Below are 23,623 nucleotides of genomic sequence, written 5' to 3' on the forward strand. Positions count from 1 at the left end.
ACAATATTTTGTCTTTGGAGTTTGGTTTAGTATACTATCTATAAATTTTACTTGTTGCAAATTTTTTGTTTCTAAATAATTATTTTCAAAACATTTTTCTTCATTAGTACCTTCAATTTGATTAGATTTTTTAGTTCTTATTACGATTCGGTTTGTATTACAGATATCTTCATTAAACTCATAATCATGTTGTATTTGTATACTCATGTCTGAAATCTGATTGCAACTACTTACTATAAAAAGAAAGATGAATAGATAAATTTTCATTAGATTACTTTAAATTCTTTTGAGTCGATTTATGTGTTTCAGAATTACTGCTAACCTATTTTTCTTCCTCTTTCTTAATCACTTTTCTCGCCACTTCAATCTTAAATTTTTTGCCTTTCATTTTTTCGTCACGAATATTTTTTAGTAAATTGTTTACTTTTTTAGATTTTACAGCAGCAAACGAGATAAAATCTTTTACTTCAATAAGCCCTAAATCGCCTTTTTCGAGTTTTCCTTTTTGTGAAAAGAAACCTACAATATCTATTTTGTTTAGTTTTGTTTTCTTTCCGCCAGAAATATAAATCGTCTGGAATTCTGGTGCTTTGGGTAATGAAGTTGAATTTTCTACATTTAATACAGGCATTTTATAATCGATATAATCTAGTTTTTTCTCACTTTCGTGTATCAAAATATACGATGTTCCCGATGCTAGCATTCTCGCAGTTCGTCCGTTTCTGTGCGTAAATTCATCTTCTTTAGAGGGCAAATGATAATGAATTACATGTTTCATTTCGGGAATATCCAATCCACGAGCAGCTAAATCGGTAGTGATTAGATAACTCACACTTCCGTTTCTAAATTGGATTAAAGCACGTTCGCGTTCGTCCTGATCCATTCCGCCATGATAATATGTGGCATAAATTCCTTTTTCGTTTAGTGTATCGCTAATTCTCTCAGCTGCATCACGATGGTTGCAAAAAATAATAGCCGATTCCGATTTTAAAGAACAAATTAAATTAAACAAACTCCCCATTTTGTCTTTGTCTTTAGAAACGACCATTTTCATCGAAAGATTTGTCTTTTCTTCTTCCGAAGGAATAAAATCTAAAACCGTTGGATTGATAACTCGAGTGTATTTCGGGATTTCGATATCGGAAGTAGCAGAAACCAAAACGCGTTTGTTTAGCTTTGGTAACCTGTTAATTATAAATGACATTTGCTCATGAAAACCCAATTGTAAGGATTTGTCAAATTCATCTAAAATTAAGGTTTGAATAGCATCTACGCTAAAAGTTCCTCTGTCTATATGATCGGCAATTCTTCCTGGTGTTCCTGTAAGAACTGCAGGCGGATTGCTTAAATTTTTTATTTCGGTATCAATAGAATGTCCGCCATAGCAAACATTTACTTTATAATTGGTTCCCATTTTTTTCCAAACTTGTTCAATTTGCAAACCCAATTCTCGTGATGGAACTAAAATTAAACACTGAACAGATGTTACATTTTCTTGCAACATTTCGAAAATTGGCAATAAAAAAGCCAATGTTTTTCCCGAACCTGTAGGAGAAAGTAATAAAACATTGTTGTCGTTCAAAATAGCATCTTGAGCAACTTCTTGCATTTCATTTAGGTTTTCGATACCTAAATTGAGCAATATATTATTGGAATGGTGATTGTTATTCATTTTGCAAAGATAGACTTTGAATTATGAATTACGAATTATGACTTATGCTTTTTTTGAAAATCAGTTTTACCATCATTCTCATTTTTTTATTTACTTTTGATAGACATTCCAATATTATATATTATGCGTTTTATAAAATCGATTTTTCTATTAATTTCTATCTCAATTTCTGCTCAAAAAAGTAATAAGTATGAAACTTTCTTCGAAAAAGGAAACGGAAATCAATCGGCTACATACCAAGAGACTATTTCATTTTATAAAACTTTAGATCAAGATTTTCAATCTATCAAAATAGAAAAAATGGGGTTAACAGATTCTGGAGAACCATTACATATAGTGATTTTTAATCCTGAAAAACAATTTGATTTTAAAACAATATCAAAAACAAAATCTATCATTCTTATTAATAATGCTATTCATGCAGGAGAACCCGACGGGATAGATGCCACGATGATGCTGTTTCGTGATTTGGCTTTATCTAAAATAAAAATCCCTAAGAATACCATCATTGTAGCTATTCCTGTTTATAATATAGATGGTGCTATAAACCGAAATACGACAACTAGAACCAATCAAAACGGGCCAGAAGAGTATGGTTTTCGAGGAAACGGAAGAAACTATGATTTAAATAGAGATATGATTAAATCGGATACTAGGAATACTAAAAGTTTGGTTGAAATTTTTCATAAAATTAACCCAGATGTTTTTATAGATAATCATGTGAGTAATGGTGCCGATTATCAGTACACGCTAACCTATATTCAAACTGAACCAACTAAGTTAGGGAAAGAATTGGGTGATTTTATGAAAGACAAAATGACTCCTGCAATTGTTGCTAATTTAAAATCAAATTCTATCGAATCTACTCCATACGTAAATGTTTGGGGAGGAACTCCAGATAAAGGATTTGCACAGTTTAATGATTCTCCAAGATATACAACAGGTTATACATCTTTGTTTAACACTATTGGTTATGTTGTAGAAACTCATATGTGGAAAGATTATAAAAAAAGAGTTAATGCAACGTATCAATTTATGAAAAGCACGATCAATTATGTTGATTCGAATTCTGTTGAAATTAAAAACATCCGCAAAAGAAATGAAACTCAGTTTAAACCAAAAGATAGTTACCCTATTCAGTGGGTTTTAGACTCATCGAAACTAAAAAAGATGGTATTTTTAGGATATGAAGGTGATATAATTAAAAGCAAAGTAACAACTGGTGATCGTTTGTTTTATGACAGAACCAAGCCTTATGAAAAAGAAATAGATTTTTATCCAGCATATAAATCGAGCTTAGATATTGTTGTACCAAAAGCTTATGTCATTCCGAAATCATGGTGGACGATCATAGATTTGCTAAAAAGTAATAAATGCAACTATTCTATTTTAAAGAACGATACGATTATCGATGTAGAAAGCTATAAAATTGCTAATTATAAAACCGCAACTTCTGCTTACGAAGGACATTATAATCACAGAAACACGGTTATAACAAAATCTATTGAGAAAAAAACATTTGCTAAAGGTGATTATTTGTTTCCTACTTCTCAGTCAGGTATTAAGTATTTACTTGAAACTTTAGAGCCACAAGGAGTTGATTCATTTTTTAATTGGAATTTCTTCGATGCTATTTTGCAACAAAAAGAAGGTTATTCTGATTATTTTTTTGAAGATTTAGCTACTAAAATTCTCACCGAAAATCCAAATTTAAAAAAGCAATTTGACGAAAAATTAATTTCTGATTCTACTTTTGCTAAAAATCCAGAAGAGCAGTTAGATTGGGTACACAAGCACTCGATTTATTACGAAAAAGAACATTTGCAATATCCAATTTACAGAATAATGAAATAAAAAATTAGGGTTTTTTAAATCACTTTTTCTTCTACAAACAACAATTTAATATTTTCGTAAGAGTTTTTCAGCGCATCTTTAATTTCATCAGGATTAAGCCAAGCGACTTTTTCTATTCCTTCTTCAATTTGACCTGTTGGCGTTCCTTCAAAATCAGTTTTCATTTCGTACCAATGCGTTACCTTTAGTTTATAACGACCATTGCGTTTAAAAATGTGATACGTTTTTTGCAGTTTTCCAGTAATGGTAAGGCCAGTTACTCCGGTTTCTTCTTCTACTTCACGAATGGCAGTGTCTTCTATGAGTTCGCCTTTCTCGATTCCGCCTTTTGGCAAATCCCATTTTCCATTTCTAAAAATAAAAAGAACGGCACCTTTTTTGTTATAAACTAATCCGCCACCGGCTTTATTAACAGGAATTTTAGCCTTAAGGGTTTTCATAATTTCTTTTTCGTCAGGATGATACAGATAAGCTTTCTGTAATTTGTTCTGAAAAAAATTGATTATAATCTGATTAATATCGGCGCTTTCTAACAAGAAAAATTTAAAATCAGTTTCTTTTTTGATTTCATTTGTTAGAAAAAGTGGCTTGTCGTTCACAAAAACTTTATACATTTGTACTATGATTTTTAATAAAGATACTGCTAGCAAAACTGCTGAATTGCTTTTACAAATAAATGCAATTAAATTGAATTCTGAAAATCCTTTTACATGGGCTTCAGGATGGAAATCTCCTATTTATTGTGATAATAGGGTAATTCTCTCGTTTCCAGCGATAAGAAATTATATTCGCGACGAATTTTCTAAAAATATCGAAAAACAATTTGGTAAACCAGATGTTATTGCTGGAGTCGCCACTGGTGCAATAGGCATTGGAATTTTGGTTGCTCAGGAATTAGGTCTTCCTTTTGTTTATGTTCGTCCCGAAGCAAAAAAACACGGACGACTTAATCAAGTGGAAGGTTTTTTGCAAAAAGGCCAGAATGTAATTGTGGTAGAAGATTTAATTAGTACAGGAAATAGTAGTTTACTTGCTGTAGAAGCTTTGCGTAACGAAGGGGTCAATGTAAAAGGAATGGCGGCCGTTTTTTCTTACGGATTTCAAGTCGCTAACGATAATTTTGCCAATGCTAAGGTCGATTTATTTACCTTGAGTAATTACGAAAGCTTATTAGAACTAGCTGTTGCCAAAGAATATATAACAAGAAACGAACAAAATTTACTGCAAGAATGGCGAAAAAGCCCATCTGAATGGAATGTTGAAGTTTAAAAATACAAATAGTCTAACAATCTAATAATCTAATAATGAATTTAGAAAGCCAAAAAGTTACTGTTCAAAAAAGTTCAGAATATATTTTTAACGAATTGTCTCAAGTTAAAAATTTCGAAAAATTAATGCCTGACAATATTGCAAAATTTGAAGTTTTAGATGAAAATGCTTTTATTTTTGGATTAAAAGGAATGCCAGAAATAAAACTTAAAATGAAAGAGAAAAACGCAAATTCTCAAGTTATTTTAGGTGCTGCAAGCGATAAGTTACCATTTACACTGACTGCAAATATTAGTGAAGTTTCTCCAGAAGCGACTGAAGTACAATTACTTTTTGATGGTGAGTTTAATGCAATGATGGCGATGATGATAAAAGGACCAATAAGTAAGTTTATTGAAACTTTGAGTGAGAATATGACTAAGTTATAAATAGACTAGGATATAAAAGACGGATAGATAGTAGATTTATAACAAAGTTGATTCTAATTAATTTTTGTCTTTTATCTATCTGTATATTAAATATTATCTTTTTATTTAATAAATCATCATAATTTCTTTTACTTCAAAGAATTTCAAACTATCGTTTTCTAATAAAAGTTCCAGTTGCCCTTTGCGATTTACACCATTTATAATGCCCATAAATCTTTGTTGGTTTGTATCTTCAAAAAGAGTTGGTTTTCCTTTTTTAAATAAATAGTTTTCGTATTCATTCCAAAAAGAATCAATCTCATTATTTTTTAGTTTTTCGATATTGTTTTCAATTTTAAGAACAATATTTTCTAGAAGCGTATCAATATCAAAATCTTGATGCATTACGTTCTTTAAAGAAGAAGCTTTAGGCAAATTTCCGAAGTTGGTTTGATTTACGTTCATTCCAATTCCTACAATAGATTCTATTTTTCCATTTTCTTTAATACTATTCTCTATAAGTATGCCAGCAATTTTTTTATTTTCTGCCATAATGTCGTTAGGCCATTTTATATTTAAATAACTAATTTTTAAGTCATTTAATACCTGAATAATACTTACGGCAACAACAATGTTTAGGTTGAAAATTTGATTTATATTAACAATTCTATTTTTTATTAATATGCTGGTTATTAAGTTTTTATTGTCTTCTGAGGCCCAATTAGACCCCATTTGACCTTTACCTTTTGTTTGGTATTTTGCAATTACAACCGTATAATTTTCTAGATTTTCTTTTTGTGATAATCCTTTCAGGAAATCATTAGTAGAATCTATGGCATCGAGTTTGATTAACTTCATGTGTAGGTTTTTGTAACTATTTGTAATTAACATTTATTTACCACCAAAATAAGCTCAAAAATGAATAACTTTGCAAAAATATTTTAAAAATTAGATGGCTAAAAAAGAAATTAATAATGATGTTTTGTTAGCAAACATTATCAAGGGAATAGAAGAAGTAAAAGGTAACGACATAACAATACTTGATTTAAGAGCATTAGAAAATACAGTTTGTGATTATTTTGTAATTTGTAACGGAAATTCGAATACGCAAGTAAATGCAATTGTAAACTCTGTACAGAAAGTAGTTTCGAAAGAGCTAAAAGACAAGCCTTGGCACGTAGAAGGATCAGATGTTGCGGATTGGGTTCTGATGGATTATGTTCACATTGTAGTACACGTTTTTCAAAAGCACATTCGTGAATATTATAACATTGAGAGTCTTTGGGGTGATGCAAAAATCACAACTATTGAAAACAAATATTAAATAAAGTATTTATGTCTAAAGAGATAAAAAAGAATAGTTTCAAGTTTAATCCATGGTGGATTTACGGTGTGATTACAGCTATTTTTGTAACAATGTGGTTTTCTGGTCAATCTCGTTGGGTCGAACCTACAAAAACTTCAGTTTCTAAATTCTACGAGTATTTGAATGCAAATCAAGTAGAAAAAGTTGAAATTATAAATGACAAAACAGTAGAAGTTTATCTAAAAAAAGAAGCTTTATCAGACAAAGTACATGCTAAAATTTCTAAAGTAGATTTGTTGCAAAAACCAAATCTTGGACCACATTATACTTTTCAAATTGCGAATAATTCTGAAAATTTTCAAACAAAATTAGATGAAGCTCAAAAAGCAAATAAGTTAAATTCATTTGAATTTAAAACATCAAGTGAGTGGACTGATTTAGTTGGATTTCTTCCAATTATTTTATTAATAGGTTTTTGGATTTACATGATGCGACGAATGTCAGGCGGTGGTTCAGGTGGCGGTGGAACACAAATTTTTAGTATCGGAAAATCTAAAGCAAAACTTTTTGATGAGAAAACAGATATTAAAACAACTTTCAAAGATGTAGCAGGATTAGAAGGAGCGAAAGAAGAAATACAAGAAATAGTAGAGTTTCTTAAAAATCCTACAAAATATACCGATTTAGGAGGTAAAATCCCAAAAGGAGCTTTACTTGTAGGGCCTCCAGGAACAGGAAAAACATTATTAGCCAAAGCCGTTGCAGGCGAAGCACAAGTTCCTTTTTTCTCATTATCAGGATCTGATTTTGTCGAAATGTTTGTAGGAGTAGGAGCTTCTCGTGTTAGAGATTTGTTTAAACAAGCCAAAGATAAAGCACCAGCTATTATTTTTATAGATGAGATTGATGCCGTAGGGCGTGCTCGTGGAAAAGGAAATATGTCAGGCGGAAATGATGAACGTGAAAACACCCTAAATCAGTTATTGACAGAAATGGATGGTTTCGGAACAAATTCGAACGTAATCGTAATCGCAGCAACAAATAGAGCTGATGTTTTAGACAAAGCTTTAATGCGTGCAGGTCGTTTTGATAGACAGATTTATGTTGATTTACCAGATGTTCGTGAGCGTGCCGAAATTTTTGCGGTACATCTTGCACCACTTAAAAAAGTAGAAGGTCTCGATTTAGATTTCCTGGCAAAACAAACTCCAGGTTTTTCAGGAGCTGATATTGCAAATGTTTGTAATGAAGCGGCACTTATTGCAGCGCGTTATAATAAAACTGCTGTCGACAAACAAGATTTCCTTGATGCTGTCGATAGAATTGTAGGTGGACTAGAAAAGAAAAATAAAATTATAACACCAGAAGAAAAGAAAGCAATTGCGATTCACGAAGCTGGTCATGCAACTGTAAGTTGGATGTTAGAGCACGCTGCGCCACTTATCAAGGTGACTATTGTGCCTCGTGGTCAAAGTTTAGGAGCTGCTTGGTATTTGCCTGAAGAAAGACAAATTGTGCGTCCTAACCAAATGCTAGACGAAATGTGCGCAACTATGGGCGGAAGAGCAGCCGAGAAAGTTATTTTTAATAATATTTCGACAGGAGCGTTAAGCGATTTAGAAAAAGTTACTAAACAAGCCAGAGCAATGGTTACGATTTATGGTCTGAATGAAAAGCTAGGAAACATAACTTATTACGATTCATCGGGGCAATCAGATTATAATTTTTCTAAACCATATTCTGAAGAAACAGCTATAACTATCGATAAAGAAATATCGTTAATGATTGAAGAACAGTACCAAAGAGCCATTACGCTTCTTGAATTACACAAAGACAAACTAAATCAGTTGGCGGATATTCTTATCGAAAAAGAAGTTATTTTTAAAGACGATTTAGAAACTATTTTCGGGAAAAGACCCTTTGACAAAGAGGTTGCTGACGAAGTTGTTCCTGAAATTGTTTAAAACTTAGTTAATAACATACTTAAAAATCTCAATCTAATTGCTTAATTGGATTGAGATTTTTTTATCTTTGGTAGCAATTAAGCAATAATTCCCACGTATTTCAAGTAATATGAGTATTTTTAGAAAAATATTTGGTTCTAGTAGCGAAACTTCAAACGATACTAACGAAAATGATTTTAATCCGTTTCAGGATATTCATTCTCAACTTCCTGTAGACGAACAATTTACTCATAATTTCAAAAAAAATGGAGGTAAGTTTTTGTATTGCGAAAATCTAGCGGAACTAAACGAACAATTTGAAAATATTCTTGAAGAAAATGATTGGTTCGAATCTGAAGCGATGTGTATAGAACCAAGATTGTTTAAAATGCTTGAAGACAATAAAATTTCTTTCAATAAACCGCAAAACCCTAAATTTTTCTTGGCTAGTTGTGAGAATCTAATTGCCGATGAAGGTTCTGTATTGTTTTCATCAAATCAAATTAAACAAAACAAACCAAACGATTTACCAGATAATATCATTTTAGTTGCTACTACAAGCCAAATTATATTAAATAAAAGTGACGGTTTAAGAGAGATAAAAAAGCGTTACACTACCGATTATCCTACGAATATTACCACTTTTAAATATTTTGAAAAAGTAAAAGAAGAAGACTTCTTACATTACGGAAGTTCTCCAAAACATTTATATTTATTGCTTTTAGAAGATTTGTAAAATGAATGAAAACGTAACACGTTCATTATCAGGACTGGTATATATATTCGCATTAGTCTTTGCTACACTTTTTTCTAGAGAGTCGTTTTTGTTGCTTTTTGGATTATTTATGTTGCAAACCGTTCGTGAATTTTGCAATTTAATACTTTTACCAAAAATACCAGCCACGCTAGTTGCTGGTTTGTTATATTTTATCTTCGCTTGTTTTTTACCAGAAAATAAATTTACCGATTTTGGGTTAATTGCGGCTTCTTTGTTTGTTTCTGTCAGATTATTATTTTGGTTGTTTAAAGGGCAAAATATTATGATAGATGCTCAAGGAAAATGGGTGAACTTAATAGGATATATTATTTTGCCTTTTATCTTTATTGTAAAAATTTCAAATTTAGAGGAATCCTTTCAACCAAGACTAATAATTGCTATCTTTATACTTATTTGGACAAATGATACGTTTGCTTATATTGTAGGAAAATCTATTGGAAAAAATAAATTATTCGAATCTATTTCTCCTAAAAAAACGATAGAAGGATTTGTAGGCGGAGTAGTTTTTGCAATAATTGCGAGTGTTATAATTTCAAAATATTATTTTCAAATGCCAGTTTATGTTTGGATAATAACTGCATTAATAATTAGTTTTTTTGGTACAATTGGCGATTTGGTCGAGTCTAAATTCAAACGAATAGCCAACGTAAAAGATAGTGGGAATATAATGCCAGGTCACGGTGGTATGTTAGATCGATTAGATAGTATTATATTTGTAGCTCCATTTTTATTTTTATTTTATAAAATTATAGTATATGTTTCATAAAGAAGGTTCAAAAATTATTTTAGTAGCAACATTATTATTTGTTGCAACAATTTTGTTAGCGGGAGAATTTATCGATTTAACTTGGCTAAGAATGGGAATTCAGCTTATAGCTTTGTTTTTCTATATCATAATATTACAGTTTTTTAGAAATCCAAACCGAGATATTATTGCCAATGATAATCAGATTGTTGCGCCAGTTGATGGCAAAGTAGTGGTTATAGAAGAGGTTTTCGAGCCAGAATATTTCAAAGACAAACGCTTACAGGTTTCAATATTTATGTCACCTATAAATGTGCATGTTACTCGTTATGCTGTTTCAGGATTGGTAAAATATAGCAAATACCACCCAGGAAAATTCCTTGTCGCTTGGCATCCAAAAGCCAGTACCGAAAACGAGCGTACTACAGTAGTTATCGAAAATAAAATTTTTGGCGAAATACTGTACCGTCAAATTGCTGGTGCATTGGCAAAAAGAATTGTAAATTATGCCGAAGAAGGTACACAAGTAGTTCAAGGAACCGATGCTGGATTTATAAAATTTGGTTCACGAGTAGATTTGTTTTTACCTTTAGGAACAAAAGTTAATGTGAAACTAAATGAAGTGGCAATAGGAAATAAAACGATTATAGCTTTAGTTTAAATGTCTGAAAAAGATTTAGATACACGATTTCAAGAAGCTGTGCAACTTGCGCTAACGATTCCTCAAGCCTCGTTGCCACAAGATGTTCAATTAAGATGCTATGCCTATTATAAGCAAGCAACTTTTGGTTCTTTAGGAAGTGTAAATTACTCAAATCTAGATGTTAGAGATGCTTTTAAGAATAATGCCTGGTTGCAAATAAGTCATATTTCTGCCGAAGAAGCAAAAGAATGTTATATTGATATTATCAATAAAATTTCAAAAAAATAGTATATGAAATATTTAGGATACTAAATCACGAACTCAAATTAAGATTTCCTCATAAATATACCATATTCCAAAAAAAACAAACATTATCTCCATATGAAATCAACTCAGTTATTCGTTATTACATTGGCATTAACAACTGTAGTTTCATGTAAAAAAAATACATTAATCGAGCAAGTAGATGTGCCAGCAACTCCTATTGAAGTTGTAACAGTAAAAGGTGGATCTAGTAAAGCAACAGACGTAAAAGCTATTGAAGGCGCTTTTGAAATGTTTCAATTGCCCTATAATTACAAAGCACTCGAACCTAATTTTGATGCTCCTACTATCGAAATCCATTATTCTAAACACCATTTGGGTTATGTAAATAATCTGAATAAAGCGTTAATTGGAACAAAATACGAAACACTTACGTTAAACGATATATTTAAAAACCTGAATTTATCCGATACCGAAATTAGAAATAACGCAGGAGGATTTTACAATCATAACTTTTTTTGGGGAAACATGGCAGTCAATACTGTCGGAGAACCAGAAGGAACTTTGATGGAAGCAATTACTAGAGATTTTGGTTCTTTTGACGCTTTTAGATCACAATTTACCGAAATATCACTCAAAATAGTTGGCTCAGGTTGGACATGGCTCGTTTCAGACAAAACAGGAAAATTACGAATTGTAACTACACCAAATAACGACAATCCTTTGATGAAAAATCTAGGTTTTTCAGGTATTCCGCTTTTAAATTTAGATATGTGGGAACACGCTTATTATTTGAAATTTCAAAATAAAAAGAGAGAATACGTAAATACTTTTTTTAGTGTTGTAAACTGGAATGAAGTACTAAAGAAATACGACGCATTCCCTAAAGTTGCAGTTTCAGTTGCGCCAACTAGCACACCAATCGAAACGACTATTCCTGCCGAAACACCAACAGCAGTAGATGATGAGTTTAAATAGTTTTAGGCTAATAATTACTTCTTTTTCAATGGATTTTATTGTTTATAAATTGTGTAATTTGTAAGTTAGCTAGAATGCTTAATGAAACACTATGCAAAGATTTGCAATATATCATAAGTCAAAAAGATTTCATCCAACAACAAATCAAGTATTTTATGCTTTCAATGTTGTAGCTATATCGATTTGGATTGTTTTAGAGAAGATAATTAAAACAGAAAAATTTAGTCGTATTCTTGGATTCGCTGTCGCAATATCTTGGTTAGTCGCCTTATTAGCGATGCTTATTGGAAAACTTAAATCACCACCACTTAGAGGAAAATTAGACGGATTTATTTCATTTAATAATGATAATATTACTGTTGAAAAAGAGGTTTTTAATCTAAGTGATATCAAAATAATTAAAATTACAAATGATGATTATTACGGAAAAAATAAATACTTAGGAAGAGGTAATTTTAATGCATCATATTCAAACGGAGTAGATAATGAACTTTTAATAGAATTGAACACATCAAAAGTGAAATTATATAACTTTGAAATTTATAATTCAGCAGATTTTCAGAAAATAAAGTCTGAATTAATAGCTTACTATTTACAAGATAAACTTGAATTTAGCATTTTGACATATTTATTAGGACTTGAAAAAACTGGAGAAATAAGTGATTTTAAAGATTATTGTAAACGCACAGCAGCTAAAAGCGGTTTGAATCAATAACTTTTTAACTACTAAAAAAATTACCGCAGATTGACAAATTATTAAAAAAATCTGTGAATTTGGGGTTAAAATATGTTTTAATCTGTAAAATAATTCTTAAACTACTTCCTTTTTTGCTCTAAAAACAAAGAATAATCCACCAATTATAAACGGAATACTCAACCATTGTCCTGTAGATAATAATCCCAAAACAGACTCGAAACCACCTTGGCTTTCTTTTACAAATTCTACTAGAATTCGTACAGAAAATAGCGTGATTAAGAATATTCCGAAAAGGAAACCTTGTTTTTGACGGGCATCAGTTTTCCAATACAAAAAGAATAAAATGGCAAATACAAAAATGTAACCAAAAGCTTCATACAATTGTGAAGGATGTCTAAACGGAATGGCATTTAGAGTTTGTACAAAATTCGGGTCAGTTTCTATAAGTTTATAAGCTTTGTTTAAATTGTTTGTTTGTGTCAATTGATATAAGTTTTTATCCATCCAAAACTCATCTTCACGTATAAATTTAACACCGTAAAAAGGTTTGCCAGAAACAATTGGGCCATAAATTTCAGAATTAAAGAAATTACCCAATCGTACAAATATTGCGCCACTGGCAACAGGAATTACCACTCTGTCGAGAATCCATAAAATAGGCCTTTTAAGCACTTTGGTAGTATAAAAATACATGGTAATAATCACTGCAATAGCTGCGCCATGACTTGCTAAACCTCTAAATCCAGTAAATTCCCAACCTTTTATAAAATAAAACAAAGTAGCATTTGGGTTTTCTCGTATTGGTAAGAAAATTTCAAGTAAATGATCTGGATAATAACTGCTCCAATTGTAAAATATAACATCGCCCAATCGTGCACCAATTAATATAGCTAGTACCATATATATTAGTAAACTATCTAATTTTTCGATAGGCTCGTTTTCTCTTTTAAAAATTGGTTTCATAATAAACCAACCCAAAACAAAGGCTACGACGAACATTAAACTGTAAAAATGAAGTGTAAACGAACCTATGTTTATTCCTTCCGAAGGATTCCAAACGATCTGTAAAAAGTGTGTCATATTTTTTTGTAGTATTTGCTAACAATCAAAAATACTATTTTAATTTGTAATTCGTAATTTTTAATTCGTAATTCTACGGTACAGGATCGTAACCGCTTCGTCCCCAAGGGTGGCAACTCAGAATTCTTTTAGCGCCAAGATAACTTCCTTTAATTAATCCATGTTTTTGCAAAGCTTCAGCAGTATAATGAGAGCAAGTAGGAGTGAACCTACAGGTTGCTGGCGTAAGCGGCGAGATTACGATTTGGTAAAATCGAACCACAAACATAAATGGAAATATCAGAATCTTTTTTAAACTCAAAATATTATATTGAAAATGTTGTGCCTTCTTTTCCGTCTTTCAACTGAATCCCTAAAGCCAATAACTGATCTCTAATTTGATCAGACATAGCAAAATCCTTATTGTCTCTTGCTTGTTTTCTCATGCTGATAAGCATTTCTACAACGCCTTCTAGTTTATCGGAATTGTTATCGCTTGCTTTTTCGTTTTTAACACCTAAAACATCAAAAAGGAAACTATGCATCGTGTTTTTTAGCACTTCTAAATCATCTTGAGTTAAAGATTCTTTCTCATCATTAACTAAATTGATATAACGAGCTCCTTCAAACAATTGCGCAATTAGAATTGGTGTGTTAAAATCATCATTTATTGCATCATAACAATTTTGTCTCCATGATTGAATGTCAATAGACGATGTGCTTTTGGCTTGTAAATTGTTTAAAACAGCGATGCTTTCCATCAATCTATTAAATCCTTTTTCGCTAGCAACCATAGCTTCGTTAGAAATGTCTAAAACGCTACGATAATGTGCTTGCAAAAAACAAAAACGTACTATATTTGGGTGAAAAGCTTTTTCAAAAAAGTTATTTTCACCATTTATAAGTTCCATTGGTAAAATATAATTCCCAGTAGATTTACTCATGCGAAGCCCGTTCATAGTAAGCATGTTGGCATGCATCCAATATTTTACTGGCGAACTTCCGTTGCAAGCTTTGCCTTGTGCTATTTCGCATTCATGGTGCGGGAATTTTAAATCCATTCCGCCACCGTGAATATCAAAATATTCTCCTAAATATTTTGTACTCATAGCAGTACATTCTAAATGCCAACCAGGAAATCCTTCACCCCAAGGCGAATTCCATCTCATAATGTGAGCAGGAGAAGCATTTTTCCATAAAGCAAAATCTTGTGGATTTTTCTTTTCGTTTTGACCGTCTAAATCTCTGGTATTGGCCAATAATTCTTCAACATTTCGGTTGTTTAGTTCACCATAATTAAGCCCTTTTTTGTTGTATTCTAAAACATCAAAATAAACAGAACCATTGCTTACATAAGCAAAATCATTGGCAACTAATTTTTCGATAAGTTCTATTTGTTCTACAATATGACCTGTAGCAGTAGGTTCGATACTTGGTGGCAAAAAATTAAATAAATCTAAAACTTTATGAAAATAGACAGTATATTTCTGAACCACTTCCATAGGTTCTAATTTTTCGAGTCGGGTTTGTTTTACAAATCGGTCGTTATTTACATCACCATCATCGGTAAGGTGCCCAGCATCGGTAATATTTCGCACATAACGAACTTTGTATCCTAGGTGCAATAAATACCTAAAAATCATATCAAACGACATAAAAGTTCGCACATTTCCCAAATGAACATTACTGTAAACAGTTGGTCCACAAACATACATGCCAATATTTCCTTCATGAATAGAAGTAAAATTTTCTTTTTCGCCAGAAAGCGTGTTGTATATTTTTATGGGATTAGTTTTGTATAATGGCATTTTGATTATTTTTTTAGGAGCTATTCCTGCTTTACGTTTCAATCTTTTTTTCGTACCTCAAAAAAGGATTTCCACTACAATCAGGGCTAGGGTATTTTGTTACTTTTAGGATATTTTTTAAAAGTCTATTATCTATCCGTCTATCATCTATTCGTCTAAAACTTCGTTTCCAATTTAATATAATCTAAGAATTCTCTTCTTGTTTCTAAATTTTTAAATTTCCCACCAAATTCAGAGGTAACAGTACTACTTTCTATATCTTTTATTCCGCGAGAGTTAACACAAAGATGTTTTGCATCAATAACACAAGCAACATCGTCGGTTCCTAAAGCAATTTGAAGTTCTTGTACAATTTGCATCGTAAGTCTTTCCTGAACTTGTGGTCTTTTCGAATAATATTCGACAATTCGATTCATTTTAGATAAACCAATTACAGTCCCGTTAGATATATACGCAACATGTGCACGACCTATAATAGGAAGCAAATGATGCTCGCAAGTAGAGTAAACAATAATGTTTTTCTCGACCAGCATTTCGCCGTATTTATAATTATTGTCAAAAGTAGAAGGTTTTGGTTTTTTATTAGGATTTAGGCCACCAAAAATTTCTTTTACAAACATTTTTGCCACACGATTGGGTGTTCCTGAGAGGCTATCGTCAGTAAGATCCATCCCAAGGGTTTGCAAAATATTTTCTACATCTTTTTTTATAGATTCTATTTTTTGATCGTCGGTCAGAACAAATGCGTCTTTTCTTATAGGGTTTTTTGCGCTTGTTGCAATATGATTGTTTCCAATTTCGTCTTGAAAATCGTCGTTATGAGCCATTGAATAAGGGTTTAAACAATTAAAAAGTTTATTAATTGCAAATATATGTAATATATTCAAATTTATTAATTGATTTTAACTATTAAAAAGTGGAAACAAATATTAATTATTGCTTAAATATTTCTTAAATATTTCTTAAATTTCGAACGAATTTAACTAAACCAACTAAGAGATGAAATTTATTTACCTCAAGATTATCTTTGTTTTTATGATATCTCAATTTATTTATTCGCAAGAAAATACAAATTGTAATGTAAATTATAAGGCCGAGATTGTAGAATGCCCAAAAGAAACTACTAATGCTGAAAAATATGCTATAGTAAATTGGGATTTTTCAGAAGTGGTAGATGCTTCAATCAAAATTGAAATAGTTCCTATTTTAGATTGCTTTAATAAAGACAATGCCGTTAGTTATAAAGATGCTATTTTCTTAAATATTGTGATTGATGAAAATGGAATTATTGGTTCAAAAAAATTAATTCATGTTGAAATGATGAGTAAATGCTTCAAATGGAGGGTGATTGTTACCAAAACAAATTGCGAAAAAATCTCCAATTGGCAATACCATTATTTTATTCCTGTAACAGATTATAAAAAACATATAAAAAATTAAGATGAAAAAAATAATACTATTTTTAGTTTTTAGTTTAATTACTGTAAATGTTTATTCACAAGGAGCGACGTGTACAGCTGCAACAGCTTTTTGTGGAGCTGATGGTACTACACCATCGCTGATATTCCCAAATGCAACAACTGGTGGAGGTGGAGCTTTTGCATGTTTAGGATTAACACCAAGACCTGCATGGTTTTATTTTAAAGTTGATCAAACAGGAACTTTAATTTTTGATATTATTCAAAATACTTCTTTTAATGCTGCTGGTTTTCCTGTAGGAACTCCTCTTGATGTCGATTTTGCAGTTTGGGGTCCTTTTGCTTCGGCAACGGGAAATTGTAGTAATTTAATTAATAACTGCCCAGGTACGACAGGTTGTCGTAATAATACATTATTTGCAGGAGATTATCCAAGACCTGCACCAGGGAATTTAGTAGATTGTAGTTATGATGGTTCACCAGTAGAAAAAATGACTATTGCTGGAGCTACTCCAGGGCAATATTATCTTGCTATGGTTACCAACTATAGTGGGCCTGCTGGATTTATAAAGCTAGAACAAAGACAACCTATTTTGCCAACTTATGGTTCGACCGATTGCGATATTGTTTGTGGTATTTCTTTAGGTCCAGATCGTAATGAATGTGCTGGTACTTCTATAAACATAACAACAACATTTGCTTTACCAATCACATCGGGTACAGCACCTTATCAATGGTTGTTAAATGGTGTACCACAACCTACTTATGATAATATGCAAACGATATCTGTAAGCACAGCAGGAACTTGGTCAGTAAGAACGACTAGGGCTGGAGGATGTTATCAAGTTACCGATAGTATGGTACTTACATATTACGCTCCAATACCAGTAATACAACCTACGGATATTATACTTTGCACAAGCTCAGCAGCGCCTTATATATTTCCTTCAATAAATAAAGACAGTCAAATTTTAGGGGCTCTTCCAGCTTCGGATTATGATATTACATATTATACAGATCCAGTAGCTGCAAATAATGGATTTCCATCCATTCCTCCTGCAAGTTTAACTAATTATCCTATTTCAACTTCACCAGTCACAATTTATGTTAGAATTGAAGATATTGGAACTGGAACTGGCTGTTATACTGTAAGACAATTTAATTTAATTGTGGCTACTGCACCAGCGGGTACATTTTCTTACGCTAGTCCAACATATTGTACAAGTGTTACGACGCCACAACCTATATTTACTTCAGGTTTAACTCCTAGCGGAAACTTTACAACAATTCCGTCAACTGGGTTAACAATAAATTCAACTACTGGAGAAATTATTCCTAGTACGAGTACATCAGGAAATTATATAGTAAATTATGATATTGGTTTAACGGCTTCTTGCCCAGCATTTAATACCAGTACAACAGTTACAATTAATCCGGTATTAATACCAACAATAAATTGTGGGACGTCTACAACTACTTCGGTAATATTTAATTGGGCTGCAGTTACAGGAGCAACAGGTTATAACGTATCTTATCAAATAAATCCTCCAAGTGCTCTGGTAAATATTGGAGCAATTGGTAATGTATTAACCTATTCCGTAACAGGTCTAACACCAGGAGATACAGTTCTAATTACAGTAACACCAACCGGACCAGCAAGTAGTTGTTTTTTACCAAATACACAAAGTTGTATAGCAAATAATTGTACACCGCCGCCAGCACCAATCGCTAGTGTAACCTCACAACCTACTTGTGCGTTAGCCGCAGGAACAATTACTGTGAGTGTTCCAGCACTAGGTGCAGGAATCACATACACGTTAACAGGAACAGCACCAATTGTAGCCGCAGTAAGTAATGCAACAGGTATCTTTTCAGGATTGGCTTCAGGAAATTATAATGTTACGACTACGATAAGTGGTTGTACATCATCGGGGGCTGCATTAACAGTTAATACGCAACCAGTTACTCCACCAGCACCAACCGCTAGTGTAACCTTACAACCTACTTGTACTGTAGCCACAGGAACAATTACAGTGAGTGTTCCAGCAGCAGGTGCAGGAATTACTTACACTTTAATAGGAACTGCACCGGTTGTAGCATCAGTAACAAATTCTACGGGTATCTTTTCAGGATTGGCTTCAGGAAATTATAGTGTTACGACTACGTTAAATAGTTGTACATCAATAGGAATAGCTTTAACAGTTAACGCGCAACCAGTTACTCCACCAGCACCAACCGCCAGTGTAACTTCACAACCTACTTGTACTGTAGCCACAGGAACAATTACGGTGAGTGTTCCAGCAGCAGGTGCAGGAGTCACATACACGTTAACAGGAACAGCACCAGTTGGAGCAGCAGTAAGCAATGCAACAGGTATCTTTTCAGGATTGGCTTCAGGAAATTATAGTGTTACTACTACGTTAAATAGTTGTACATCATCAGGGACTGCATTAACAGTAAATGCGCAACCAGTTACTCCATCAGCACCAACCGCTAGTGTAACCTCACAACCTACTTGTACTGTAGCCACAGGAACAATTACAGTGAGTGTTCCAGCAGCAGGTGCAGGAATCACATACACGGTAACAGGAACAGCACCAGTTGTAGCAGCAGTAAGCAATGCAACAGGTATCTTTTCAGGATTGGCTTCAGGAAATTATAGTGTTACGACTACGTTAAATAGTTGTACATCATCAGGGACAGTACTTACAGTTAATGCAGTATCTGTTACACCTTTACCAACAGTAACAACACCAATAGTATATTGCTTAAATGATCTAGCAAACCCGCTTAGCGCTACTCCTACTTTTGGAGGTACTTTATTATGGTATGTAACTTCAACTGGAGGTACAGGTTCAGCTATCGCGCCCACACCATTGACGACTACAATAGGTAATACAAATTATTACGTAAGTCAAGATATAGGTGGTTGTGAGAGTCTAAGAGCTGTAATTACGGTTAATATTTCTGAGCCACCACCAACTCCTGTTGCAACACCATCCGAGTATTTTGCAGATTTGCAAACAATAACTGTTTTGCCAATAGGTAACTATGAATATCAAATTGATAATGGTGCTTTTCAAAGTAGTAATGTATTTACAAATGTAGGAGCCGGTTTACATACCATAACAATAAGAAATGAATGTGATTCAAAATCAACTACTGCTTATATAGTAGATTATCCTAGATATTTTACACCCAATTCAGATGGTTATCATGATACATGGAACATTCCTGAACTGAAAGGTCAAGCAAATTCTAAAGTTTTAATTTTTGATAGATTTGGAAAATTAATAAAAGAAATTAGACCTTCTGGAAGTGGTTGGAATGGAACTTTTAATGGAAAAGAATTACCATCAACTGATTACTGGTTTATAGTTACTTATAAAGATGGAAATGGAATTACAAAAGAGCATAAAGCACATTTTTCTATGAAACGATAATTATAAATATTTGTAAAGCAAAAAAGGCTTCTCAATTTTGAGAAGCCTTTTTTGCTTTACCTTCTAATCAGTACAAAAAACATTACAAAAGTCAGTTTTTTGTATAAAAAAATCCCATTCGCAGCGGCGAATAGGATTTAAGTATATTTTAAAGAAAATATTATTTTACATCCATTAATTCTACATCAAAAATCAAAGTAGCGTTTGGCGGAATCGCACCACCAGCACCACGAGATCCGTAAGCCAAATGCGACGGAATCACAAAACGTGCTTTGTCGCCTACTTGAAGTAAAGCAATTCCTTCGTCCCAGCCTTCAATCACTTGACCTTGACCTAATCTAAAATCAATTGGTTTTTTGCGTGGATAAGAAGAATCAAAAACTTTTCCAGACTCTAAAGAACCTTCGTAATGTACTGAAACTGTTTTACCATTTTCAGCTTTTTTACCAGAACCTTTCTGAATCATTTTGTAACGTAAACCGCTTTCTGTTTTATCAAAACCAGCAGCCAATTGCTCCATTTTTGCTTCACCTTCTGCTTTTTCTGCAGCTTCACGTTTTGCACGAGAACCTTCAAAAGTTCTAAAAGCTTCTACAGCATTCCATTTTTCAGATTCTTCACCAACTCTAACTATTTCTAAAGTTTCTAGAATATCATTTCCTTCCACTGCATCAACAACATCTTGACCTTCTACAACATGACCGAAAACAGTATGCTTGCCATCTAACCAAGTAGTTGGAACATGTGTGATATAAAACTGAGAGCCATTTGTTCCTGGTCCAGAATTTGCCATAGCCAAAACTCCTGGTCTGTCATGTTTCAAACTTGGGTGAAACTCATCGTCAAATTTATAACCAGGCGCTCCAGTTCCAGTTCCTTGTGGACATCCTCCTTGTATCATAAAATCAGGAATAACACGGTGAAATGTTAGTCCGTCATAATAAGGTGTTCCTTGTGGTTTAACTTTATTTTCTAGATTTCCTTCAGCAAGTGCAACAAAATTCCCTACTGTTCCTGGAGTCAAATCGTGTGTTAGTTTTACTAAAATCGAACCTTTTGCAGTGTTAAATTTAGCGTATATTCCATTTTCCATTGTTGTGATTTTTATTTTTAAAGTGCAAATTTACAAAATAAATACTAAATTTGAATTGATTTTTTTAGGAGCATAACATTTCTCTTATTTTAAACATTACTCCTGCTTTCGCCCATAGTTCCGATAAAAAATCGGAAGCTATTTGGCTCTATCAGGGCTATCATTCAACATTCCAATTTCTAACCACATTTCAAAAATGGAAGATTACATAAATATCAACAAACAAACATGGAACAACAAAACCGAGGTTCATATCACCTCTGAGTTTTATGACAATGAGAATTTCCTCAACGGAAAATCATCATTAAATTCTATTGAATTAGAGATATTAGGTGATGTGTCTGGCAAAAAAATATTGCATTTGCAATGTCATTTTGGTCAAGATTCATTGTCGCTCGTAAGACTGGGCGCAAAAGTAACTGGAGTCGATTTGTCTGACAAAGCCATTGCAAAAGCACAGGAATTTAATACCCAATTAAATCTTGATGCCACATTTATTTGTTGTGATATTTATGATTTACCCAATCATCTTAATGAGGAATTTGATATTGTTTTTACCAGTTACGGAACTATTGGTTGGTTACCTGATTTAACAAAGTGGGCAAACATCGTTGCTCAATACTTAAAACCAAACGGAAAATTCATCATGGCCTATTTTCATCCAGTAGTTTGGATGTATGATAATAATTTTGCAGCGGTTTTTTATTCTTACTTTAATACAGAACCAATAATTGAACATGAGGAAGGAACTTACGCAGACCAAACATCCGAAATAAAAACAACTTCTGTAGGCTGGAACCATCCAACATCAGAAGTTTTAAACTCTTTAATTCAATCAGGATTAGAAATTAACTCATTCAACGAATACGATTATTCGCCATACAATTGTTTTAATATGACAGAAGAATTTGAAACTGGAAAATTTAGAATCAAACATTTAGAAAATAAAATCCCAATGGTTTTTTCTATAGAAGCTACTAAAAAACAATAATTATGAAAAGTATTTTCGATACCACGAACAACCAAGAAATAATTTTTAGAATACAAAAACTAACTCCAGAAAGTCAAGCCGTTTGGGGGAAAATGAGTGTAGACCAAATGTGCAAACATACAAACGAAGCACTTATAGTTGCTTTTGGAGAAAACAAGGTAAAAGTGAATTTTGTTTTTAGACTTTTAGGTCGCCTAATGAAAAATAAGGTTTTCAATTCCGAATTCAAAAGAAATAGTCCAACGGCAAAGGAATTTATTTTTACAGACAAATATGATTTTGAGGCTTCTAAAAATGAATTAATTACAAATTTTAGTCGTTTTGCCGAAGGACATCAATCAATAAAAATCACTGACCATCCATTTTGGGGAAAAATGACTTACGACGATTGGAACAAACTCATGTGGAATCACGTAGATCATCATTTGCGTCAGTTTGGTGTTTAGCCCTGATGGAAGTGGAAATCCTTTTGCTTTTTTCTTTAAAAAGTAAAAGATTGCAACGGACAGCAGGAAATAGCTCCTAAAAAAACTTTTATCTTTGTAACTTTGCACTTTTCAATAAAGAACATGCGAATAGATATTATTACCGTTTTACCAGAATTATTGCGAAGCCCGTTTGAAGCTTCGATTATGAAACGTGCTATTGACAAAGGATTGGTCGAAGTTCATTTTCATAATTTACGAGATTATACAACAAACAAACAAAAATCGGTAGATGATTATCCATATGGTGGTGGCGCGGGAATGGTCATGAATGTACAACCTATAGATGATTGTATCACGCATCTCAAATCCGAAAGAACCTACGACGAAATCATTTATATGTCGCCAGACGGAGAAACTATGAATCAAAAAATGGCAAATACTATGTCATTATTAGGGAATATAATTATTCTTTGTGGTCATTATAAAGGTGTCGATCAGCGTGTTCGTGATCATTTTATTACAAGAGAAATTTCTATAGGTGATTATGTTTTATCTGGTGGGGAATTAGGCGCTTTGGTTTTATGTGATGCATTAATCCGATTAATCCCTGGTGTTTTGAGTGATGAAACTTCGGCATTAACAGATAGTTTTCAGGATAATTTATTATCTGGACCTATATATACTCGACCAGCAGATTATAAAGGTTGGAAAGTTCCAGAAGTTTTAACCAGTGGACATTTCGCAAAAATCGACAAATGGAGAGAGGATATGGCTTATGAACATACAAAAAATAGAAGACCAGACTTATTAGAGGAGTAATAATATTC

At 32.6% G+C, this 23,623-nt stretch carries 25 protein-coding genes; 16 read left to right on the forward strand and 9 right to left on the reverse strand.

Annotated elements, in window-relative coordinates:
• A partial coding sequence (locus ACH2BP_RS01520; RefSeq protein ID WP_395056322.1) for a hypothetical protein occupies window positions 1–267 on the reverse strand: 267 nt, incomplete at its 3' end.
• Window positions 268–322: 55 nt separating this feature from the next.
• Complete coding sequence (locus tag ACH2BP_RS01525; protein WP_395056324.1) at window positions 323–1,672, reverse strand: DEAD/DEAH box helicase; 1,350 nt, start codon at window positions 1,670–1,672, stop codon at window positions 323–325.
• Between the two features lie 123 nt (window positions 1,673–1,795).
• Between ACH2BP_RS01525 and ACH2BP_RS01530 the strand changes: the two genes are divergently transcribed.
• Window positions 1,796–3,526: a M14 family metallopeptidase gene (locus ACH2BP_RS01530; protein WP_395056326.1), complete on the forward strand. Its 1,731-nt coding sequence runs from the start codon at window positions 1,796–1,798 to the stop codon at window positions 3,524–3,526.
• 14 nt (window positions 3,527–3,540) lie between these two features.
• Here ACH2BP_RS01530 and ACH2BP_RS01535 read toward each other — a convergent pair whose 3' ends face one another.
• Complete coding sequence (locus tag ACH2BP_RS01535; protein WP_395056328.1) at window positions 3,541–4,140, reverse strand: NUDIX hydrolase; 600 nt, start codon at window positions 4,138–4,140, stop codon at window positions 3,541–3,543.
• A 7-nt stretch (window positions 4,141–4,147) separates the two neighbouring features.
• Here ACH2BP_RS01535 and pyrE point away from each other — a divergent pair, with 7 nt between their 5' ends.
• Together pyrE and ACH2BP_RS01545 are read left to right on the forward strand one after the other, a co-directional pair.
• A complete protein-coding gene (pyrE, locus tag ACH2BP_RS01540; protein ID WP_395056330.1) occupies window positions 4,148–4,795 on the forward strand; it encodes an orotate phosphoribosyltransferase in 648 nt (215 codons plus the stop codon).
• A 35-nt stretch (window positions 4,796–4,830) separates the two neighbouring features.
• On the forward strand, window positions 4,831–5,223 hold the full coding sequence (locus ACH2BP_RS01545; RefSeq protein ID WP_395056332.1) for an SRPBCC family protein: 393 nt from the start codon (window positions 4,831–4,833) through the stop codon (window positions 5,221–5,223).
• A 105-nt stretch (window positions 5,224–5,328) separates the two neighbouring features.
• Here the strand turns inward: ACH2BP_RS01545 and ACH2BP_RS01550 are convergent, their stop codons facing one another.
• Window positions 5,329–6,060 (reverse strand): biotin--[acetyl-CoA-carboxylase] ligase, encoded by a 732-nt coding sequence (locus tag ACH2BP_RS01550; RefSeq protein WP_395056334.1) that lies wholly within the window; start codon window positions 6,058–6,060, stop codon window positions 5,329–5,331.
• 94 nt (window positions 6,061–6,154) lie between these two features.
• On the opposite strand from ACH2BP_RS01550, the gene rsfS reads away from it, so the two are divergent.
• The 8 genes from rsfS (at window position 6,155) to ACH2BP_RS01590 (ending at window position 12,574) form a co-directional block, all read left to right on the forward strand.
• On the forward strand, window positions 6,155–6,526 hold the full coding sequence (gene rsfS, locus ACH2BP_RS01555) for a ribosome silencing factor (protein WP_395056336.1): 372 nt from the start codon (window positions 6,155–6,157) through the stop codon (window positions 6,524–6,526).
• A gap of 11 nt (window positions 6,527–6,537) precedes the next feature.
• Window positions 6,538–8,472 carry an ATP-dependent zinc metalloprotease FtsH gene (gene ftsH / locus ACH2BP_RS01560; RefSeq protein WP_395056338.1) on the forward strand — a complete coding sequence of 645 codons (1,935 nt, stop codon included), beginning with the start codon at window positions 6,538–6,540 and terminating at the stop codon, window positions 8,470–8,472.
• Window positions 8,473–8,581: 109 nt separating this feature from the next.
• Window positions 8,582–9,187: an LUD domain-containing protein gene (locus ACH2BP_RS01565; protein WP_395056340.1), complete on the forward strand. Its 606-nt coding sequence runs from the start codon at window positions 8,582–8,584 to the stop codon at window positions 9,185–9,187.
• A 1-nt stretch (window position 9,188) separates the two neighbouring features.
• Window positions 9,189–9,995, forward strand: coding sequence for a phosphatidate cytidylyltransferase (locus ACH2BP_RS01570; RefSeq protein ID WP_395056342.1), 807 nt, complete (start codon window positions 9,189–9,191; stop codon window positions 9,993–9,995).
• A complete protein-coding gene (locus ACH2BP_RS01575; protein ID WP_395056344.1) occupies window positions 9,985–10,635 on the forward strand; it encodes a phosphatidylserine decarboxylase family protein in 651 nt (216 codons plus the stop codon). The genes ACH2BP_RS01570 and ACH2BP_RS01575 overlap by 11 nt, the downstream gene beginning before the upstream one ends.
• On the forward strand, window positions 10,636–10,905 hold the full coding sequence (locus ACH2BP_RS01580; RefSeq protein ID WP_395056346.1) for an acyl-CoA-binding protein: 270 nt from the start codon (window positions 10,636–10,638) through the stop codon (window positions 10,903–10,905).
• A 93-nt stretch (window positions 10,906–10,998) separates the two neighbouring features.
• The gene (locus ACH2BP_RS01585) at window positions 10,999–11,859 is read left to right on the forward strand and encodes a superoxide dismutase (protein ID WP_395056348.1); all 861 of its coding nucleotides are present in this window, start codon (window positions 10,999–11,001) and stop codon (window positions 11,857–11,859) included.
• Between the two features lie 91 nt (window positions 11,860–11,950).
• Window positions 11,951–12,574 (forward strand): hypothetical protein, encoded by a 624-nt coding sequence (locus ACH2BP_RS01590; protein WP_395056350.1) that lies wholly within the window; start codon window positions 11,951–11,953, stop codon window positions 12,572–12,574.
• A gap of 96 nt (window positions 12,575–12,670) precedes the next feature.
• On the opposite strand, the gene lgt is transcribed toward ACH2BP_RS01590, so the two are convergent.
• The 4 genes from lgt to folE form a co-directional block, all read right to left on the reverse strand.
• Complete coding sequence (gene lgt, locus ACH2BP_RS01595; RefSeq protein WP_395056352.1) at window positions 12,671–13,636, reverse strand: prolipoprotein diacylglyceryl transferase; 966 nt, start codon at window positions 13,634–13,636, stop codon at window positions 12,671–12,673.
• 73 nt (window positions 13,637–13,709) lie between these two features.
• Window positions 13,710–13,904: a membrane protein insertion efficiency factor YidD gene (gene yidD, locus ACH2BP_RS01600; protein ID WP_395056424.1), complete on the reverse strand. Its 195-nt coding sequence runs from the start codon at window positions 13,902–13,904 to the stop codon at window positions 13,710–13,712.
• A gap of 37 nt (window positions 13,905–13,941) precedes the next feature.
• Window positions 13,942–15,423, reverse strand: a complete 1,482-nt coding sequence (gene cysS, locus ACH2BP_RS01605) for a cysteine--tRNA ligase (RefSeq protein ID WP_395056426.1) — start codon at window positions 15,421–15,423, stop codon at window positions 13,942–13,944.
• 155 nt (window positions 15,424–15,578) lie between these two features.
• Window positions 15,579–16,250 (reverse strand): GTP cyclohydrolase I FolE, encoded by a 672-nt coding sequence (gene folE / locus ACH2BP_RS01610; RefSeq protein WP_395056354.1) that lies wholly within the window; start codon window positions 16,248–16,250, stop codon window positions 15,579–15,581.
• A gap of 172 nt (window positions 16,251–16,422) precedes the next feature.
• On the opposite strand from folE, the gene ACH2BP_RS01615 reads away from it, so the two are divergent.
• Window positions 16,423–16,863 (forward strand): hypothetical protein, encoded by a 441-nt coding sequence (locus tag ACH2BP_RS01615; RefSeq protein WP_395056356.1) that lies wholly within the window; start codon window positions 16,423–16,425, stop codon window positions 16,861–16,863.
• 1 nt (window position 16,864) lies between these two features.
• Entirely contained in the window at window positions 16,865–20,284 is a 3,420-nt protein-coding gene (locus ACH2BP_RS01620) for a T9SS type B sorting domain-containing protein (protein WP_395056358.1), read from the forward strand.
• A 160-nt stretch (window positions 20,285–20,444) separates the two neighbouring features.
• On the opposite strand, the gene ACH2BP_RS01625 is transcribed toward ACH2BP_RS01620, so the two are convergent.
• On the reverse strand, window positions 20,445–21,377 hold the full coding sequence (locus ACH2BP_RS01625; protein ID WP_395056360.1) for a peptidylprolyl isomerase: 933 nt from the start codon (window positions 21,375–21,377) through the stop codon (window positions 20,445–20,447).
• Between the two features lie 196 nt (window positions 21,378–21,573).
• On the opposite strand from ACH2BP_RS01625, the gene ACH2BP_RS01630 reads away from it, so the two are divergent.
• The 3 genes from ACH2BP_RS01630 (at window position 21,574) to trmD (ending at window position 23,615) form a co-directional block, all read left to right on the forward strand.
• Window positions 21,574–22,368, forward strand: a complete 795-nt coding sequence (locus tag ACH2BP_RS01630; protein WP_395056362.1) for a class I SAM-dependent methyltransferase — start codon at window positions 21,574–21,576, stop codon at window positions 22,366–22,368.
• Window positions 22,369–22,370: 2 nt separating this feature from the next.
• On the forward strand, window positions 22,371–22,814 hold the full coding sequence (locus tag ACH2BP_RS01635) for a DUF1569 domain-containing protein (protein ID WP_395056364.1): 444 nt from the start codon (window positions 22,371–22,373) through the stop codon (window positions 22,812–22,814).
• A 123-nt stretch (window positions 22,815–22,937) separates the two neighbouring features.
• Window positions 22,938–23,615, forward strand: a complete 678-nt coding sequence (gene trmD, locus ACH2BP_RS01640) for a tRNA (guanosine(37)-N1)-methyltransferase TrmD (RefSeq protein ID WP_395056366.1) — start codon at window positions 22,938–22,940, stop codon at window positions 23,613–23,615.
• Window positions 23,616–23,623: the final 8 nt, after the last annotated feature.

Source organism: Flavobacterium sp., assembly GCF_043756175.1.
GTDB lineage: Bacteria > Bacteroidota > Bacteroidia > Flavobacteriales > Flavobacteriaceae > Flavobacterium.

Bases quoted from the DNA above. Each gene is read 5' to 3' on its own strand.
- ACH2BP_RS01620 (WP_395056358.1), top strand. From the start codon at position 16,865: ATGAAAAAAATAATACTATTTTTAGTTTTTAGTTTAATTACTGTAAAT.
- ACH2BP_RS01525 (WP_395056324.1), bottom strand. From the start codon at position 1,672: ATGAATAACAATCACCATTCCAATAATATATTGCTCAATTTAGGTATC.
- ftsH (WP_395056338.1), top strand. From the start codon at position 6,538: ATGTCTAAAGAGATAAAAAAGAATAGTTTCAAGTTTAATCCATGGTGG.
- ACH2BP_RS01630 (WP_395056362.1), top strand. From the start codon at position 21,574: ATGGAAGATTACATAAATATCAACAAACAAACATGGAACAACAAAACC.
- ACH2BP_RS01565 (WP_395056340.1), top strand. From the start codon at position 8,582: ATGAGTATTTTTAGAAAAATATTTGGTTCTAGTAGCGAAACTTCAAAC.
- ACH2BP_RS01580 (WP_395056346.1), top strand. From the start codon at position 10,636: ATGTCTGAAAAAGATTTAGATACACGATTTCAAGAAGCTGTGCAACTT.
- ACH2BP_RS01545 (WP_395056332.1), top strand. From the start codon at position 4,831: ATGAATTTAGAAAGCCAAAAAGTTACTGTTCAAAAAAGTTCAGAATAT.
- ACH2BP_RS01570 (WP_395056342.1), top strand. From the start codon at position 9,189: ATGAATGAAAACGTAACACGTTCATTATCAGGACTGGTATATATATTC.
- ACH2BP_RS01530 (WP_395056326.1), top strand. From the start codon at position 1,796: ATGCGTTTTATAAAATCGATTTTTCTATTAATTTCTATCTCAATTTCT.
- trmD (WP_395056366.1), top strand. From the start codon at position 22,938: ATGCGAATAGATATTATTACCGTTTTACCAGAATTATTGCGAAGCCCG.
- ACH2BP_RS01535 (WP_395056328.1), bottom strand. From the start codon at position 4,140: ATGTATAAAGTTTTTGTGAACGACAAGCCACTTTTTCTAACAAATGAA.
- folE (WP_395056354.1), bottom strand. From the start codon at position 16,250: ATGGCTCATAACGACGATTTTCAAGACGAAATTGGAAACAATCATATT.
- ACH2BP_RS01635 (WP_395056364.1), top strand. From the start codon at position 22,371: ATGAAAAGTATTTTCGATACCACGAACAACCAAGAAATAATTTTTAGA.
- yidD (WP_395056424.1), bottom strand. From the start codon at position 13,904: ATGTTTGTGGTTCGATTTTACCAAATCGTAATCTCGCCGCTTACGCCA.
- ACH2BP_RS01575 (WP_395056344.1), top strand. From the start codon at position 9,985: ATGTTTCATAAAGAAGGTTCAAAAATTATTTTAGTAGCAACATTATTA.
- ACH2BP_RS01625 (WP_395056360.1), bottom strand. From the start codon at position 21,377: ATGGAAAATGGAATATACGCTAAATTTAACACTGCAAAAGGTTCGATT.
- lgt (WP_395056352.1), bottom strand. From the start codon at position 13,636: ATGACACACTTTTTACAGATCGTTTGGAATCCTTCGGAAGGAATAAAC.
- ACH2BP_RS01550 (WP_395056334.1), bottom strand. From the start codon at position 6,060: ATGAAGTTAATCAAACTCGATGCCATAGATTCTACTAATGATTTCCTG.
- cysS (WP_395056426.1), bottom strand. From the start codon at position 15,423: ATGCCATTATACAAAACTAATCCCATAAAAATATACAACACGCTTTCT.
- ACH2BP_RS01615 (WP_395056356.1), top strand. From the start codon at position 16,423: ATGAAATTTATTTACCTCAAGATTATCTTTGTTTTTATGATATCTCAA.
- pyrE (WP_395056330.1), top strand. From the start codon at position 4,148: ATGATTTTTAATAAAGATACTGCTAGCAAAACTGCTGAATTGCTTTTA.
- ACH2BP_RS01585 (WP_395056348.1), top strand. From the start codon at position 10,999: ATGAAATCAACTCAGTTATTCGTTATTACATTGGCATTAACAACTGTA.
- rsfS (WP_395056336.1), top strand. From the start codon at position 6,155: ATGGCTAAAAAAGAAATTAATAATGATGTTTTGTTAGCAAACATTATC.
- ACH2BP_RS01590 (WP_395056350.1), top strand. From the start codon at position 11,951: ATGCAAAGATTTGCAATATATCATAAGTCAAAAAGATTTCATCCAACA.